At 63.1% G+C, this 15,717-nt stretch carries 16 protein-coding genes; 9 read left to right on the plus strand and 7 right to left on the minus strand.

The window, feature by feature from the left end:
- Positions 1-274: 274 nt before the first annotated feature.
- Together P3T42_RS11175 and P3T42_RS11180 are read left to right on the plus strand one after the other, a co-directional pair.
- Positions 275-628: a hypothetical protein gene (locus P3T42_RS11175; protein ID WP_429306072.1), complete on the plus strand. Its 354-nt coding sequence runs from the start codon at positions 275-277 to the stop codon at positions 626-628.
- A gap of 6 nt (positions 629-634) precedes the next feature.
- Positions 635-835: a hypothetical protein gene (locus P3T42_RS11180; protein ID WP_429306073.1), complete on the plus strand. Its 201-nt coding sequence runs from the start codon at positions 635-637 to the stop codon at positions 833-835.
- Positions 836-919: 84 nt separating this feature from the next.
- Here P3T42_RS11180 and P3T42_RS11185 read toward each other — a convergent pair whose 3' ends face one another.
- A complete protein-coding gene (locus tag P3T42_RS11185; protein WP_074295273.1) occupies positions 920-1,189 on the minus strand; it encodes a hypothetical protein in 270 nt (89 codons plus the stop codon).
- A gap of 323 nt (positions 1,190-1,512) precedes the next feature.
- A complete protein-coding gene (locus tag P3T42_RS11190; RefSeq protein WP_429306074.1) occupies positions 1,513-1,638 on the minus strand; it encodes a hypothetical protein in 126 nt (41 codons plus the stop codon).
- Between the two features lie 632 nt (positions 1,639-2,270).
- Between P3T42_RS11190 and P3T42_RS11195 the strand changes: the two genes are divergently transcribed.
- Entirely contained in the window at positions 2,271-2,753 is a 483-nt protein-coding gene (locus tag P3T42_RS11195; protein WP_074295272.1) for a hypothetical protein, read from the plus strand.
- A gap of 144 nt (positions 2,754-2,897) precedes the next feature.
- On the opposite strand, the gene P3T42_RS11200 is transcribed toward P3T42_RS11195, so the two are convergent.
- Positions 2,898-3,737 carry a MipA/OmpV family protein gene (locus P3T42_RS11200; RefSeq protein ID WP_429306075.1) on the minus strand — a complete coding sequence of 280 codons (840 nt, stop codon included), beginning with the start codon at positions 3,735-3,737 and terminating at the stop codon, positions 2,898-2,900.
- Positions 3,738-4,114: 377 nt separating this feature from the next.
- Positions 4,115-5,005 (minus strand): LysR family transcriptional regulator, encoded by an 891-nt coding sequence (locus P3T42_RS11205; protein ID WP_074295270.1) that lies wholly within the window; start codon positions 5,003-5,005, stop codon positions 4,115-4,117.
- 202 nt (positions 5,006-5,207) lie between these two features.
- Here P3T42_RS11205 and P3T42_RS11210 point away from each other — a divergent pair, with 202 nt between their 5' ends.
- The 3 genes from P3T42_RS11210 to P3T42_RS11220 all read left to right on the plus strand — a co-directional run bounded on the left by P3T42_RS11210 (position 5,208) and on the right by P3T42_RS11220 (position 6,856).
- Entirely contained in the window at positions 5,208-5,933 is a 726-nt protein-coding gene (locus P3T42_RS11210; protein WP_429306076.1) for a pirin family protein, read from the plus strand.
- A 50-nt stretch (positions 5,934-5,983) separates the two neighbouring features.
- Positions 5,984-6,397, plus strand: a complete 414-nt coding sequence (locus tag P3T42_RS11215; RefSeq protein WP_074295268.1) for a DoxX family protein — start codon at positions 5,984-5,986, stop codon at positions 6,395-6,397.
- 270 nt (positions 6,398-6,667) lie between these two features.
- On the plus strand, positions 6,668-6,856 hold the full coding sequence (locus P3T42_RS11220; protein WP_074295267.1) for a hypothetical protein: 189 nt from the start codon (positions 6,668-6,670) through the stop codon (positions 6,854-6,856).
- A 71-nt stretch (positions 6,857-6,927) separates the two neighbouring features.
- Here the strand turns inward: P3T42_RS11220 and P3T42_RS11225 are convergent, their stop codons facing one another.
- From P3T42_RS11225 to ahpC, 3 genes are all read right to left on the minus strand, one after another.
- On the minus strand, positions 6,928-8,091 hold the full coding sequence (locus P3T42_RS11225) for an alkane 1-monooxygenase (RefSeq protein WP_074295266.1): 1,164 nt from the start codon (positions 8,089-8,091) through the stop codon (positions 6,928-6,930).
- Positions 8,092-8,432: 341 nt separating this feature from the next.
- Complete coding sequence (gene ahpF / locus P3T42_RS11230; RefSeq protein ID WP_074295265.1) at positions 8,433-10,031, minus strand: alkyl hydroperoxide reductase subunit F; 1,599 nt, start codon at positions 10,029-10,031, stop codon at positions 8,433-8,435.
- Between the two features lie 171 nt (positions 10,032-10,202).
- A complete protein-coding gene (gene ahpC, locus P3T42_RS11235; RefSeq protein WP_074295264.1) occupies positions 10,203-10,766 on the minus strand; it encodes an alkyl hydroperoxide reductase subunit C in 564 nt (187 codons plus the stop codon).
- 409 nt (positions 10,767-11,175) lie between these two features.
- On the opposite strand from ahpC, the gene P3T42_RS11240 reads away from it, so the two are divergent.
- The 3 genes from P3T42_RS11240 to leuA all read left to right on the plus strand — a co-directional run bounded on the left by P3T42_RS11240 (position 11,176) and on the right by leuA (position 15,685).
- Positions 11,176-12,606, plus strand: coding sequence for an MFS transporter (locus tag P3T42_RS11240; RefSeq protein ID WP_429306077.1), 1,431 nt, complete (start codon positions 11,176-11,178; stop codon positions 12,604-12,606).
- Between the two features lie 178 nt (positions 12,607-12,784).
- Positions 12,785-13,462, plus strand: a complete 678-nt coding sequence (locus P3T42_RS11245) for a cation diffusion facilitator family transporter (RefSeq protein ID WP_429306078.1) — start codon at positions 12,785-12,787, stop codon at positions 13,460-13,462.
- Between the two features lie 483 nt (positions 13,463-13,945).
- Positions 13,946-15,685, plus strand: coding sequence for a 2-isopropylmalate synthase (gene leuA / locus P3T42_RS11250; RefSeq protein ID WP_074295261.1), 1,740 nt, complete (start codon positions 13,946-13,948; stop codon positions 15,683-15,685).
- Positions 15,686-15,717 lie beyond the last annotated feature (32 nt).

Below are 15,717 nucleotides of genomic sequence, written 5' to 3' on the forward strand. Positions count from 1 at the left end.
GGCCTGGCGCCAGCTTGATGGTCAGCAAGGGCTGTTCCCAAACGCGACGGGCGAACGGAAGGGCTTCACACCTATCGTCCTGCGGGAAAGTCTTGGATTGCACAAATACCTGTATGGATGTACAGTATTCCTCATCCGCTTTGCTGACCGGGCGGTGTGGTGAGGGCCGTTTCTACCGCGAAGGCTGCGGCGGCTCATGGGCAGGAACCGGCGCGAGTTTTTGCCGGCGCGCCTCGCGCGCTACGCGAACCTCGTTTATATCTATGGAGAAGACATGCTGCGATTTCTGAGCGCGGGTGCGGTGTTGCTCGCGGTGACATCCACAGCGGCTGCCGGCCAGCACTACGTGGAAGTCTGGAATCCGCCGGAAGCGCGCATCGGGCAGCCTGCGGGTAAATGCAAACCCAAGGCGGCCAAAACCGCGCTGCTGTCGCGCGGCATGGGCAAAGTGGCGACACGCCGCATTGCGGACCCGTTGGCTAAAGCGTCGACGGCGAAACACGGCGGAGGCGATGGTGCAAGGAAAACCACGGCCCCGCGCTTTATCGACATTCCCCGTATCCTCACGCCCGAAGGCAACGTGCTGCAGGTAAGCACCGGACACACGTCCGTGTATGTGGTGCGGTAACGCGAAATGGAATCCGAAATCTACCAGGGCTACGCGATCTGGGGTCACGCCATCGTTCAAGGCGACGGCTATGCGTCCAGCGGCACCATCACGCGCGGCAGCAAACTGGTGGAAGGATCGGGCGTGCTCGGAACGTTCGATACCGACGAAGAAGCCCGCTTGACCGGCCTCGATTGGGCCCGCGCCTGGGTCGATAGTCACGGGTAGGGTTGCCAATCAGGGTTGCCAATCGCGCTACTGCAGGCACTTCGGTTTTAGGCGTGAATAGACAGAAGCCCGCATCGTGCTGGCTTAGCGCCGGATGAGCGCAAAGGCATTCTGGCCCGAGTACCCCACGAAGTTGTCGATCAGCAGCAGCAGGTCTGCCTCGTCAGGCCGGGTGCCCCATCGGCTATGTCCCGAACTCGATGCTATAGCGAACCACGAATGCGGCGGAAACCATTCGGCGTGCACGGTGCGCTCGCCGAGGATGCGCAGACGTCCCGTATCGCACAGATATTCAGCGCGAACCGTTTCCCCGTCCACCACTTTGCTCGCTGTAATAGGTGCGGACTCGAACATGATGTCCTCCCGTTTATGGATACTTCTCTCCCTCTCCCTCGCGAGACAAGGCAAGTTCTATGCCGATATGGTCAACTACCCGAACCACGGGCTTTTGCCCAAACATCAGTTTTATCGGCTGCATGCTTGTGTGGCGCGCACGTCGCGTCATGCGCCAAACCAGGCAACGGCAGCACTGCTTCGGTGCGCATCAACGGCAGGTTTGGCCGGATCGCGCCGGGTATTCATCCAACGTCATTTAATACGGTATCCGAATCAATTAATAAACGATCGAACGGCCGGAATTTCTAAATAACGGAGGCCGCGCCCTCCGGCACGCCCGCCTACGTCTGCATGAAGCAGGCCCGTACATTGCCGGCGTGACGCTGGAATCGCCTGTGGCGTCGCACCAGACGCGTGGTGTGGCCGGCGCCGTCCATGGCAAGCAATTCGTCGAACTGCGTGGCCAATTCCCCTCGTTTCGCCGAATCGCTCGTGCATCTTTCGCTCTACACTGGTTTCCATGGGCACGACGAATCACCGGGTCCATACGCGGTCTTCCCCCGCGTTGTTTTGACCGTACCTGTAGAGCAGTTCCGTAGAGCAGTTCCGGTAGTGGCCGTACTTAGAAAGACGCAGTCCATTCAAGCGGTACGCAGTAAGCAGCAGGGAGTGGCAGTAACCTTAGCACCAAAGCGCTTCTCGCAGCACATGCAATAAAAGCAACAGGGGTTTGCAGCAAAGCGAAGGTGAAGGACCACGTTTCAAGCAGTCAGTATGGGTTTTACGCAGTACCGGTAATGAAGTGCAACAGCGTTGTTGTGATGGGAACAGGTCGGCAAGCTCCACGCGCCTGTACGACTCTTCCATCCTGTCAGGCCCTGTCCCCCATGGGACAGGGCTTTTTTTTAGGGTGCCGATCCTCCGCGCCGCCTTTTCGTCACGGACTCGTTCAACGTCCCGTGGTTTAAGCCTGTCTTAATTGTTGCTTGCGATCATGATCCCAGGACACATATTAGAGCTTGCCTTTACCCCGCCGGTGCACCGCATACAAGAAGCTTCGGTGGCGGGCCGAGCGTTACAGAACGAGGTTGAAACCGTCATGCCCAACAAATCGCCTAGCCGCAAACGCAACCAGCCCGCCATGTCGCCGTTGCTGCGCGCGCTCACTTTCAGCCGCGCTGCGCACGAACCCGTGACGCAGGCCATGCTCCTGCAGTGCTACACCGCCCTGGATGCCTTCACGCGCGGTCATGGCTCGCGGGATCTGTTTATGACCCTCGGCCGCCACTTTCTGGTGTCGGAGGAGCTGTGCCGTCTCGGACTCGAGCCGGAGGGGCTGGAGTACGTCGAGAGCGCGCACGCCGCCATGGTGCAACTCGACGCCGCCGAGCATCAGGCCGGCGGCTGGAACGTCGGCGAAGACGATTACCTGCGCCTGTGCGCCGCGCTTTCGATTCTGGATACCCAACTGTCTGCCGCATCGCTCGAAATGATTGCCCGAGCAGAGGCGCGCATGGTGGAAGGCCTGCTGCGGGCGGGCCAGAGACAGGCGGTCGCCGAAGCGCCCACCACGGTCTGCTAGGTCCACCACCTTCGTCGCGTCGCGTGCGGTGTGTCGAGGCAGCGCCGCGTCACTGTGCGCAGGCTTCGTGCGATGCCTGCGCACAGTGCGCCGATTCAGGCGGACCGACTCGGATCCAGCCGGGCGGCCCTGGAACAAGCCGGCTCAGAACTGATAGTTGATCGACAGATCGAGCACGCCATTCGACGAACGCTGCGTAATCGGACTGCGCGCCGCGCTGCCGACCAGTTGCTCGAGCGCAAAGTCGCACGCGGCAAACCAGTGCTTCTGGAAAAACCAGATCGCACTGACGCCGAAGCCCGCCGACTTGAGACCCGCACTCGCGTGGTAGTACGAGTATTGGGAATCGGCGGCCTGGGTCTCGTTCACGCCGAACCAGCTGTTCATGTACTTCGAATCCGCGAAGGTCAGGCTCGGCCCGGCGAACCAGAAGAACGTCTTCGAGCTGCCCGGCAGCGGCATATACGCGCCGAGATCGCCGACCCAGCCGTTCGAGCCGCCGAAACTGCGCCGGATATCCGCGCGCAGCACCAGCGGAAAACTCTGCGACACGACGTAGTCGGCTGCCAGCTTCAGCTCGGGCGCCGGGTTGATGTTGCCGAGGCCATGCAGATGCTCGTCGTCGTCCTGGCCGCGTCGCCCGAGGTCGTAGGCGGCGGCAATGCTGATCCGCCAGTTCTGGCCTTGCGCGACGTTGGCGCCAAAACCTTCCCCTGTCGAAGCGAAGTACAGATCGCTATAACGAATGTCGACGCTTGGGCCACCTTCGAAGTGGTAGCGGTCCGCGCCGTCATAGCGCGGCTGGAAGGCCGCGGCCGCGCCGACCGCGACTTGCCACGTGGGGATTTGCGGCTCCATCATTTTTTCCAGCGGGACGCCCGCGGAGTATTGCCACTCCTGCAGCGGCGCCGGCGTTTGCGCGCTGGCCGGGGCCGGCATGACGGTCATGCCGGCGACAGCAGCGGCAGCCAGCCACGGCGCCATGGCGGCGGTTCTGTGGTCGCGGCGGCGGATTGCACGCGTTATACGTCTGTTCGACACCCATCCTCCGATCGCGTTGGCCGCGAATGAATTGATTGCCCGCTGTCCGAACGGCATGCGAGGCTGTAAAGGCTGCCACGCAGCCATGCCTCGGCATGTAATTTCTTCAGCGGCTGGTGCATACGAGTCAGATGCTGATTGGATCCATGGTCGTTTCTGCCTGATACGCCCGGTTGCAGCGAATCCATTCTCCATACGACTGACTTCTCGCAGGCTCGACCTTCGCAATATCCGGGCCCGAACGGTGGTGGCCGCGCTCGGTGAGACCCAACGGCGCGCTGCCGCTTCACGCGCCCCGCGCCGTTTCTCGACCCGCCCGCTCAGGCAGACAAGCTCTTCGCCAGTTGCTCGCGCAAAAACGCGGTGAACGCCTGGATCGTAGTCGAACTTTGACGATGCTGCGGATAGACTGCATAGAGCGCCGCGGCGCGCGGTAGAAACGGCTCCAGCACACCGGCCAGTTGCCCCGCCTTGAGCGCGGCGGACACGATGAAATCCGGCAGGCGCGCAATGCCGAGCCCGGCGATCGCGGAATCGCGGATCAACTCGCCGTTGTTCGCGCGCAGCGGTCCATGCACCTCAACTGCCTTGTGCACCCCGTCCACCACGAACTCCCAGCTCGCCGGGCCGCCGTGCCCGTACAGCAGGCAGGCGTGACGCGCGAGATCGGCCGGTGCCGTGGGTGTGCCGCGCCGCCGCAGATACTGCGGGCTGGCGCACGCCACCATCCGCACTTCGGCGAGCTTTTGCGCAATCAGCGTCGAGTCGGCCAGCGTGCCGATGCGGATCGCCATGTCGAAGCCTTCGCCAACCACGTCGACGGTGCGGTCGCTAAGCTCCATGTCGAAGCGCACGTCCGGGTGCTTCTTCAGGAACATCGCCACCAGCGGCGACAGATGCACCATGCCGAACGACATCGGCGCGCTCACCCGCAGCAGACCGTGCGGCGAAGCGCGCCGCAACGACATGGCCTGCTCCGCCTCTTCGACCTCGCCGAGGATGCGCTTCGCCCGCTCGTAGAACTCCTGGCCGAGCTCGGTGACCGCCAGCTTGCGCGTGTTGCGGATCAGAAGCCGCACGCCGAGCGCCTCCTCCAGCGCCATCACCCGGCGGCTGACGAACTGCTTCGAGAGCGACAGGCGGTTGGCCGCGCTCGTGAAATTGTGCGCGTCGACCGTGGCGACGAAGATCCGCATGTCATCGAGTTGCATCGCCTGCCCTCAAGTCTCGCGTCCTGATTGCCCTACTACGCGCCCACGTGCCTGCCGGCCTGGTTTGCCGTCTCATTGTCCACTCCATAGCGACAGTGTTTCCGATTTTTGCTTGATTATAAGCACATTGATTGACCTAAACTGCTGTTCATGGATCACGGACGACAACCCTCGCCGGATCGCACAATCAAGGAGAAACACCATGCTCGACATCAGACACGCCAATCAACGCGGCCGCGCGGAGCACGGCTGGCTCAGCTCGCGTCATACGTTTTCCTTCGCGAACTATCACGACCCGAAGCAGAACGGCTTTTCGGACCTGCTGGTGATCAACGACGACCGCGTCGCACCGGCCCAGGGTTTCGGCAAGCATCCGCACCGGGACATGGAAATTTTCTCCTACGTGCTGGACGGCGCGCTGGAACACAAGGACACCATGGGCACCGGTTCGGTGATCGTGCCCGGCGACATCCAGTTGATGAGCGCAGGCACCGGCGTCGCCCATAGCGAGTACAACCACTCGAAGGCGGACCCTGTGCACTTCCTGCAGATCTGGATTGCGCCGGCGGCCAAAGGCACGGCGCCGCGTTATCAGCAGAGCCACTTCGGCGCGGCGGAAAAGCGCGGCAAGCTGCGCCTGGTGATTTCGCCGGACGGCGCGGATGAATCGCTGACGGTGCAGCAGGACACGCGCGTCTATGCCGGTCTGCTCGACGGCGACGAGAGCGCCCGGCTGGAACTGGCGGCCGATCGCTACGCCTATGTTCACGTGGCGCGCGGCAGCGTCACGGTGAACGGCGAAGCGCTGGCTGAAGGCGACGGCGCACGGGTACGCAACGAACAGTTGCTGACGTTCACGCAAGGGCGCGATGCCGAAGTGCTGGTCTTCGATCTGCGCAACATCGAAATGTCGGACCTGTGGGCGTAATGTGATTCGCCCACCTACGCAAGCTTAATCAACACTCACTGGAAACTATCATGCGCTACACACTATTTGAATCTCGCAAGGACGAACTGATTCTCGCCGCCCGGATTTTGCTGATGCTGTTGTTCGTACTGTTCGGCTGGTCGAAGCTGACCGGTTTCTCGGGCACAGTGGCCTATATGACGCAGACCGGCGCGCCGGTGCCCGAGCTGTCGGCGATCATCGCGGTGGTGATGGAGTTCGCCGTGGGCCTTGCCATCGTGGTGGGTTTCTATACCCGGCCGCTGGCGGTGCTGCTCGCGCTCTACACGTTCGGCACGGCGCTGATCGCCCACCACTACTGGACCATGAGCGGCATGGAGCAGTACATGAACATGATCAACTTCTACAAGAACATCAGCATCATCGGTGGCTTGCTGCTGTTGAGCGTGACAGGGCCGGGCAAGTACTCGATCGACAGAAAGTAAAATGCGTGGGGTCCTGAACGGTCATACGGCGGTTCGAAACGGCGGTTTAGCAGCGGGCAGAACCGAGGTGCGTCGAAGACGCGAATTGCCTCGGTTATTGCCCGCTGTTTGCATTATCGCGAGACGTTTTGCTCAACTACGATGGGTCTGTGGCTTTCAGCGTAGCCACCGCCAATACATCGCCCCGCTCGTGAACATGAAACGCCGCCAGACGGCAGGCTCGATCGAGATGGGAATGCAGTCTGCACGCCGCTTAACCAGGGGACGGCCGTGGATATTGTGAAAATTGCCAGGACAGCGGGCTTGCAGATTCTGCTCGATGCCCGCATCGGCCGCGAGACCTATCACAGCGTGAGCGGATCGCTTTCCTCGTTGCAGCGCTTTGCCGACGAGGTTCGCGCCGCGACGGCAGATGAATTTGCCGCTCGCAGCGAACAGCCGGAACGGCACGAAGCGTAGTAGCAAGGCTTCGCGGGAATCGCGCGAAGCGACAGGCGACACGCGACGAGCGCGGTGGTACCAGCGTCACCTCATCGATGCGCCCCCGCGAACTGCGCGAGCACCCGCTCGCGGATCGCCGGGCGGATATTCGACTGCTCCATATTGCCGCCATAATGCGCGACCACGCGTGGATTCATCACGCGGAACCAGAGCGGCGGCACATACGCGAACATGATCATCGTCGCGTAGCCGGACGGCAGTTGCGGCGCGCCGTCAAAGTGACGCAAGGCCTGGTACGAGCGTGTCGGATTCGCGTGGTGATCCGCATGCCGTTGCAATTGATAGAGGAACAGATTCGTGACGATGCGATTGCTGTTCCACGAATGCTCGGGCCGGCAGCGCTCGTATTTGCCGCTCGGCAACAGCCTGCGGCCCAGTCCGTAGTGCTCCAGATAATTGACCACTTCGAGCAGCGACGCACCGTAGGCCGCCTGAATCAGCAGGAACGGAATCACCCCCCTGCCGAACAGCGCGATCATGGCGCCCCACAGCACCGCGGTCATCGCCCACGCATGCAAGACCTCGTTGCGCCAGCTCCACGGCGATTTACCGAGGCGCGCAAGGCGCTCCCTCTCGAGCCGCCATGCCGACGCGATGCTCCCAAGTACGGTGCGCGGCAGGAAGGCCCAGAACGACTCGCCATAACGCGCGCTGGCCGGGTCCGGCGGTGTGGCGACCCGCACGTGGTGCCCGCGATTGTGCTCGACAAAGAAATGCCCGTAGGCCACAGGCGCCAGCGTGACCTTGGCGAGCCAGCGCTCGAAACGGTCGGTCTTGTGGCCCAGTTCGTGAGCCGTGTTGATCGAGACACCGGTCGCCGCGCCCAGCGAAAGCGCAAAGCCCAGGTAGTCGTACCACTTCAGCGCATGCGTGCCCACGATCCACACGGCGCCGAAGAACGACACGTATTCGATCAAGGTCGCGAGATAAACGATGCGCCGGTAATAGCGCTCCCGCTCGAGCACGGGCACGACGTCGTCGGGGGGATTGCTGGGATCGTCGCCGATCAGATAGTCGAGCACCGGGATAATGCCGAACACGAAGATCGGACCGAACCACCAGAAGACATGCCAGCCCGTCATCAGCGCCAGATTCGCCGCGTGCAGCGGCAACGTGATGGTCAGCGCGCCGAGCAGCCAAAGGTAGCGCTTGCCGTCCACCCAACGGGCAGGCGCCGCTTGCGAAGATGCCATTGTCTCCCTCCCTGTTTTATGGCGCCTCCCGTCCGCGGGCGTGTCGTGTCGTGACATGCGGCTGCGGCGAAAGGTCGGTCCGACTCCCAGATTTATATGGCCTCGCGAGCGGCTTAGCCAAGCATTCAATCCAGGCAACGGACTCCAAACAAAGGGGCCGTGACGACGTCAGCGGTGGCCTGCGTCAAGCGTGCGAATGAAACGGGTGTATGGGTAGAGGGCCTGGCCAAAAATGGCGCCTGCCAACGAAGTGATGGCCGAAAAAAACAAAGCCCGCGCGCTGGCGGGCTTCGTTGCAATGCAGCAGTGCAAGGCGACAGCACGCCGTGCACGCGGAAGATTTAGCTCTCGGCGAGCGCCGCTTCTTCCTCTTTGACTTCCACTTCGTCGTCCGCGCTGCTGCGGATCAGATGATCGAAGGCGGCCAGCGATGCCTTGGCGCCCTCGCCCACGGCGATGACGATCTGCTTGAACGGCACCGTCGTCACATCGCCGGCGGCGAACACGCCCGGCACCGAAGTCGCGCCGCGCGCATCGACCACGATCTCGCCGTGCTTCGACAGTTCGACCGTGCCCTTCAGCCATTCGGTATTCGGCACGAGACCGATCTGCACGAACACGCCTTCCAGTTCGACCTTCTTCGTCTCGCCAGAACGCAGATCCTTATAAACGAGGCCGTTGACCTTCTTGCCGTCGCCGGTGATTTCGGTGGTCTGCGCCTGCGTCACGATCGTGACGTTGGCGAGGCTGCGCAGCTTGCGTTGCAGCACTTCGTCGGCACGCAGTTGCGCGCCGAATTCGAACAGCGTCACTTCGCGCACGATGCCGGCCAGATCGATCGCCGCTTCGACGCCCGAGTTGCCGCCGCCGATCACCGCGACGCGCTTGCCCTTGAACAGCGGGCCGTCGCAGTGCGGGCAGTAGGCCACCCCGTGATTGCGATACTCGCGCTCGCCCGGCACGTTGATTTCGCGCCAGCGCGCACCGGTCGCGAGCACGATCGTCTTCGCCTTCAGCACGGCGCCGCTCGCGAGGCGCACTTCGTTGATGCGGCCCGGGATCAGCGCTTCGGCGCGCTGCACGTCCATGATGTCTACTTCGTAGCTCTTCACGTGCTGCTCGAGCGCCGTGGCGAACTTCGGTCCTTCGGTCTCCTGAACGGAGACAAAGTTTTCGATGGCAAGGGTATCGAGCACCTGACCACCGAAGCGTTCGGCCACCACGCCCGTCGCAATGCCCTTGCGTGCCGAGTAGATTGCGGCGGCCGCGCCGGCGGGACCGCCGCCGACGATCAGCACGTCGAACACCGGCTTCTTCGCCAGTTCTTTTGCCGCACGAGCGCCCGCGCCGGTATCGAGTTTGGCGAGAATTTCCTTCACGCCGCTGCGGCCCTGGCCGAACACTTCGCCGTTCAGGAACATCGTCGGCACGGCCATGATCTGGCGCGATTCGACTTCGTGCTGGAACACCGCGCCGTCAATCGCCACGTGGCGGATGCGCGGGTTGATCAAGGCCATCACGTTCAGCGCCTGCACGACTTCCGGGCAGTTCTGGCATGACAGCGAGAAATAGGTTTCAAACTGGTAGTCGCCGTCGAGCTCGCGGATCTGTTCGATCACCGCGTCGTCGAGCTTGACCGGATGGCCGCCCACCTGCAACAGCGCGAGAACCAGCGAGGTAAATTCATGCCCCATCGGGATACCGGCAAAGCGGATGCCCGTGTCCTTGCCCGGCTCGCCGATCGAAAACGACGGCTTGCGCTGGTCGTCGCCGCGCCGTTCGATCACGCTGACGCGTTCCGACAGCGATGCGATGTCCTCGAGTAACGCCAGCAGCTCTTGCGATTTGGCGCTGTCGTCGAGCGAGGCGACGATCTCGATCGGCCGGCTGACCTTTTCCAGGTACGATTTCAACTGAGTCTTGAGATTGGCGTCCAGCATGGCTATTCGAATTCCGTGACGAGGGTTGGGGCTCCGGCTGCCACTTCGGGGCGTGGCGAGGAGGCGTGCGGACCGCATGCACATGAAGCGGCATGGCGCGTGATACGGTCCGCACGGAGGAGCGCCAGCGAGTGGCGCGTACTGCGATGTGGCTGATCTAAGCGAATCCGCTTAGATCTTGCCGACCAGGTCGAGCGACGGAGTCAGCGTTTCAGCGCCCGGCGTCCACTTGGCGGGGCACACTTCACCCGGGTGGGCCGCGATGTACTGGGCAGCCTGGACCTTGCGCAGCAGTTCGCCGGCGTCACGGCCAATGCCGTTGTCGTGCACTTCGCACAGCTTGATCTCGCCTTCCGGGTTGATCACGAAGGTGCCGCGCAGGGCCATGCCTTCTTCTTCGATCAGCACGTCGAAGTTACGCGAGATAGCCAGCGTCGGATCGGCGATCATCGGATACTGGATCTTCTGGATCGTGTCCGACGTGTCGTGCCATGCCTTGTGGGTGAAGTGCGTATCGGTCGAAACGCTGTAGATTTCCACGCCGAGCTTCTTGAATTCGGCGTAACGATCGGCCAGGTCGCCCAGTTCGGTCGGGCAAACGAACGTGAAATCAGCCGGGTAAAACACGAACACGGACCACTTGCCCTTGAGGCTTTCTTCCGTGACGGTCTGGAAGTCGCCATTGTGGTAAGCGGTTGCCTTGAAGGGTTTGACTTGGCTGTTGATGATCGGCATTTGCTGCGTCCTCTTTGGTTCGTGGTTGAGAAAGTGAGGAGATTATGTCTAGAACCGCTTAATAGAAAAAGTTGATTGTTTAAATCGCTGCAATTGGCATTTCCTATTCACCCGCAAACGACCTGCTGGCGCGGGTTTCCGCCTAGCCGAGCGGCGCCGTCGAGGCCCTGACGCGGAAAATTGCCTGCCGCGAGAGCAGGGTTTGCCCTTCCTGAGCAATACTTCTACGTTTTCCCGGCGCAACGGAAACCTGTTCCGCAGAGGGTTCGCGCGGGGAGACCGGGGATGAACACACGCTTTTGACAGGAAGCCGCAACAGCATGAATCGACGCCAACATCATGACGCGCACGGGCGGCTTGCCCGCGCCGCCGCGCAACGCACGCCAGGCCGCTCGCCCGAGGGTGCGCGATGAGCGACACTCAAACCCGTCCGTCCTTCATCGGCTGGCTGCCGTATATCGTCGCGGCGACTTTCTTCATGGAGTACCTCGACACCACCGTGATCGCCACGGCCCTGCCGCAGATGGCGCGCTCGTTCGGCGTCGGTCCGAACAGCCTGAGCCTCGGCATGACGGCCTATATGCTGGCGCTGGCGATTTTCATTCCAGTGAGCGGCTGGGTCGCCGACCGCTGTGGCTCGCGCACGGTGTTCTTTAGCGCGATCGGCGTGTTCACGATCGCTTCGGTGCTGTGCGGGATGTCGCAGAACGTGGCCGAGTTCACGGCGGCGCGTCTGCTGCAAGGCATCGGCGGCGCCATGATGGTGCCGGTGGGTCGGCTGATCGTCGTACGCAGCACCGAAAAGAGCCGCCTGATGCAAGCCATCTCCACCATCACGTGGCCGGCGATCGTCGCGCCCGTGGTCGGGCCGCCGGTGGGCGGCTTCATCACCACGTACGCGAACTGGCGCTGGATCTTTCTCCTCAATGTTCCGTTCGGCATCGCGGTGATGGCCGCCGTGGTCGCGCTGGTGCCGAACCTGCGCGGCAGCGAACGCCGGCCGCTCGATCTCGTCGGCCTGCTGCTGAGCGGCGCCACCCTGACCTCGATCCTGTACGGCGCCGAACTCGCCAGCCAGCCCGGCGAAAATCCGTGGATCGCAGGTGCTTTTGTCGCGGCGGGCCTCGTGCTCGGCTTTGTCGCGTTTCGTCATGCGCAGCGCCATCCGCATCCGCTGATCGACGTGTCGACGCTCAAGATCCCCACCTTCTCGGTGACCGTCGTAACCGGTTCGTTCACGCGCATCGGCATCGGCGCGGTGCCGTATCTGATGCCGCTGCTGTTCCAGATCGGCTTCGGACTGTCCGCCTTCAAGTCGGGGCTGTTGCTGCTCGCGAGCGCCCTCGGCAACCTCGGCATGAAGGCCTTGACCACGCGCATCCTGCAGCGCTTCGGCTTCCGGGTGGTGTCGATCGTCGACGTCGCCGTGGCCGGCGTCTTCACGATCGCCTGCGGCCTGCTGACGCCGGAGTCGCCGCTGGCGTGGGTGCTGATCGTGGTGTTCGTCTACGGCGTGGCCCGCTCGATGCAGTTCTCGACCCTCGCCACCCTCGCCTACGCGGACGTCGCCCAGCCGCAGATGAGCGCCGCCAGCACGCTCTGGAGCGCCGCCGCGCAGATGACGATTGGCCTCGGCATCGCCTTCGGCGCGGTGGCGCTGCGCGGCGCGGCGGTGTTCAACGGCGAGCTGTCGGGCCATGTCTTCACGCTGGAGGACTTCCGCCTCGCCTTCCTCTGCGCCGGCCTGCTGACGCTGGTGTCGATGTGGGGCTACTGGCAGATGGCGCACGACGCCGGGCAAAGCGTCGGCGGCGGTTCACGGCGGCAGGACGCGTCGTAAAGCGAGGCGTCAGCGGATCGAGTTCGCGCCGGTCGTTCATGTAGCGGAAATACACCGCGCTGCAGCCACGACCGGCACGATCGGCAAGCCACGTTTGCGCGACGGGGTCGGGAGCGTTGTCACATGCCCGCAACGTTCGGCAGCTAACTTGCTGCCATTACTCGAACCCATCCACACGATGCCATCGCCGTCAGAGCGTCCCCGCCAGTCGCGCGGCAGTGCCTTCAAGGCTGCCTACGTGAGCGCCATGCTGAATGCCGCACTGATGGCCATGCAGATCGTCATTGGCCTGTTCGCTCACTCCGACGGGCTCGTGGCGGACGGCATCCATACCCTCAGCGATCTCGCCGCGGACGGTGTCGTCATCGCCGTGCTGTTTCTCGGCGCGGCCACCGCATCCGGACGGCGTGCCGCCCCTCGCGACGGCAGCTTTCCTGCTTCGCTCGCCTCGCTGTTTATCGGCGTGCTGTTGATCGGCACCGCCGGCGACATGCTGTGGCATTGCATCGGACCCGCCGCCATCCTCACCGTCAGCGCGACCGTGCGGGCAAGCGCGCTCATCGTCGCCCTCTTCGTGATGTTCGCCAAAGAAGCGCTGTTCCGCTACATGCGCGCCGAAGCACATCGAACCCACTCCAGCATTCTGCTCGCCAGCGCATGGCATGCCCGGCTCGATGCGTTCTCCGCGCTGGTCGCGACGCTGGGGATTATCGGCAGCATGGCCGGCTTGCCGATGCTCGATCACGTCGCCGCCGGCGTGATCGGCCTGATGATCCTGCGCATGGGTTACAGCAACTGCTGGACGGCGCTCAAGGACCTGTCCGCGCGCCCGCTCGGCAACACGGCGGGCCAATGAACCTGGCCGTCCACATGACTGCCCGCCCTGACGCACCGCGCAAGCATCGCTTGACTCGCCTCGCCGTTTGTGATTCCATTACGGCCATGTTCCGCGCACAGACCCTGCTATCCCTCCTACTACTAGCCCGCTCTACCGGGCTAGGTCTGCTGCTACGCGCTTCCTGCTAACGCAACTGAAGCGTCACTAACTCCCAAGCTTTGCTGACCTTGCCCCGGTTGCCAACCGGCGGCCGTGCTTCGTCTCGTTCCTTTCACGCTCCATGGATTGCTCACCGGGCAACGGACTGATGAACCACTACAGAATTCCTTCTTTGCTTTGCCGGGCTGCCGCAACGTCGACGCGGCCGGCCCAGTCTTCGCGCACGGTCAGTGGCCCGGTTGGCCAGCGAGGCCAGCGCTGTCACGCGTCGCCGCACCGTCCGTCTTTGCCTCTCTTCGTTTCGATCCCTTCACGTCTTTTCTGAACCCACACGAGCCCATCATGTTGAAAAATCCCGCCACCAAGTACCGCCCCTTCACTCCCGTCAACTTGCCGGATCGCACCTGGCCCTCGCGCACCATCACGCATGCGCCGATCTGGATGAGCACCGATCTGCGCGACGGCAATCAGGCCTTGTTCGAGCCAATGAACGCCCAGCGCAAGATGCGCATGTTCAAGACGCTGGTGCAAATCGGCTTCAAGGAGATTGAAGTCGCTTTCCCGTCGGCGTCGGACACCGACTTCAATTTCGTGCGCGAGCTGATCGAAGGCGGCCATATCCCCGACGACGTGACGATCGAAGTGCTCACCCAGGCGCGCGACGACCTGATCGAACGCACCTTCGAATCGCTGCGCGGCGTTCCGCGTGCGATCGTCCACCTGTACAACGCCACCGCGCCGGAATTCCGCAAGATCGTCTTCGGACTCGAGCGCGATGGCGTCAAGCAACTGGCTGTGAACGCCGCGCGCACGATGAAGCGTCTGGTGGACGCGACGCCGGAAACGGCCTTCACGCTGCAATACAGCCCGGAGACCTTCACGGCCACCGAACTCGATTTCGCCAAGGAAGTCTGCGACGCGGTCTTCGACGTCTGGCAGCCGACGCCCGAGCGCAAGGCCATCGTCAACCTGCCGGCCACCGTCGAAATCGGCACGCCGAATTTCTACGCCGACCAGATCGAGTGGATGCATCGCAACCTCGCGCGACGCGACTCGCTGCTGCTGTCGGTCCATCCGCACAACGATCGCGGCACGGCGGTCGCGGCGGCGGAACTGGCCGTAATGGCCGGCGCCGACCGCATCGAAGGGTGCCTGTTCGGCAACGGCGAACGCACCGGTAACGTGGACCTCGTCACGCTCGCGCTCAATCTGTACACGCAAGGCGTCGATCCTGGCCTCGACTTCTCGCATATCAACGAAGTCGCCCGCACCGCCGAGGAATGCACGCAATTGCCGGTGCACCCGCGCCATCCGTATGTTGGAGACCTGGTATTCACGGCCTTCTCCGGCTCGCACCAGGACGCCATCAAGAAAGGCTTTGCCGTGCAGAAGGACGATGCGGTGTGGGAAATGCCCTATCTGCCGGTCGACCCGCGCGATCTGGGCCGCACCTACGATTCGATCATCCGCGTCAACAGCCAGTCGGGCAAAGGCGGCATCGCCTATCTGCTCGAGCAGACCCATGGTGTGGTGCTGCCGCGCCGTCTGCAGGTGGACTTCAGCTCGGCTGTCCAGCGGGTCACCGACGACAGCGGCCAGGAAGTCAGCGCCCAGCAGATCTGGGAAGTGTTCCAGGACGAGTACGTGCGCAGCGTCGCCCCGCTGCGCTACATCGGCCATGCACTCTCGGAAGACGGCGGCCGCGAACGCATCAAGCTGACGGTGGACATCGCCGGCGTGCGCACGGTGCTGGCCGGTGAAGGCAACGGCCCGCTCGACGCGCTGATGCACGCGCTGCGCACCCCTGTGCGGATCCAGCACTACGAGGAACGCGCGCTCACGCAAGGCGCCGACGCCAAAGCCATTGCGATTGCCGAAATGGCCGGCGCGCAAGTGGTGGGGAACGCGTTCGGCGTGGGCATCGACGCGAACCTGATTACGGCGTCGATCCGCGCCGTGATCAGCGGGATCAACCGTGCTTACGCGCGCTCGGATGCCGACGCGCAAGCGCATTTCTTCGATGCGGTGCTGCGCGAAGTCGGCCAGGACGCCGAGCGCGGCAAGGCGCTGCAAGCCGGGTAAGTTTGGCGGGCCTTGGCGGACGGTTGACGGAG

This window comes from Paraburkholderia sp. GAS38, from assembly GCF_050434965.1.
GTDB classification, from domain to species: domain Bacteria; phylum Pseudomonadota; class Gammaproteobacteria; order Burkholderiales; family Burkholderiaceae; genus Paraburkholderia; species Paraburkholderia phenazinium_A.

What these genes read in the sequence shown, in the direction of transcription:
- P3T42_RS11185 (WP_074295273.1), bottom strand. Translation starts at nt 1,189, where the DNA reads ATGTTCGAGTCCGCACCTATTACAGCGAGCAAAGTGGTGGACGGGGAA.
- leuA (WP_074295261.1), top strand. Translation starts at nt 13,946, where the DNA reads ATGTTGAAAAATCCCGCCACCAAGTACCGCCCCTTCACTCCCGTCAAC.
- P3T42_RS11245 (WP_429306078.1), top strand. Translation starts at nt 12,785, where the DNA reads ATGCCATCGCCGTCAGAGCGTCCCCGCCAGTCGCGCGGCAGTGCCTTC.
- ahpC (WP_074295264.1), bottom strand. Translation starts at nt 10,766, where the DNA reads ATGCCGATCATCAACAGCCAAGTCAAACCCTTCAAGGCAACCGCTTAC.
- P3T42_RS11180 (WP_429306073.1), top strand. Translation starts at nt 635, where the DNA reads ATGGAATCCGAAATCTACCAGGGCTACGCGATCTGGGGTCACGCCATC.
- P3T42_RS11240 (WP_429306077.1), top strand. Translation starts at nt 11,176, where the DNA reads ATGAGCGACACTCAAACCCGTCCGTCCTTCATCGGCTGGCTGCCGTAT.
- P3T42_RS11195 (WP_074295272.1), top strand. Translation starts at nt 2,271, where the DNA reads ATGCCCAACAAATCGCCTAGCCGCAAACGCAACCAGCCCGCCATGTCG.
- ahpF (WP_074295265.1), bottom strand. Translation starts at nt 10,031, where the DNA reads ATGCTGGACGCCAATCTCAAGACTCAGTTGAAATCGTACCTGGAAAAG.
- P3T42_RS11200 (WP_429306075.1), bottom strand. Translation starts at nt 3,737, where the DNA reads ATGGCGCCGTGGCTGGCTGCCGCTGCTGTCGCCGGCATGACCGTCATG.
- P3T42_RS11215 (WP_074295268.1), top strand. Translation starts at nt 5,984, where the DNA reads ATGCGCTACACACTATTTGAATCTCGCAAGGACGAACTGATTCTCGCC.
- P3T42_RS11210 (WP_429306076.1), top strand. Translation starts at nt 5,208, where the DNA reads ATGCTCGACATCAGACACGCCAATCAACGCGGCCGCGCGGAGCACGGC.
- P3T42_RS11175 (WP_429306072.1), top strand. Translation starts at nt 275, where the DNA reads ATGCTGCGATTTCTGAGCGCGGGTGCGGTGTTGCTCGCGGTGACATCC.
- P3T42_RS11225 (WP_074295266.1), bottom strand. Translation starts at nt 8,091, where the DNA reads ATGGCATCTTCGCAAGCGGCGCCTGCCCGTTGGGTGGACGGCAAGCGC.
- P3T42_RS11205 (WP_074295270.1), bottom strand. Translation starts at nt 5,005, where the DNA reads ATGCAACTCGATGACATGCGGATCTTCGTCGCCACGGTCGACGCGCAC.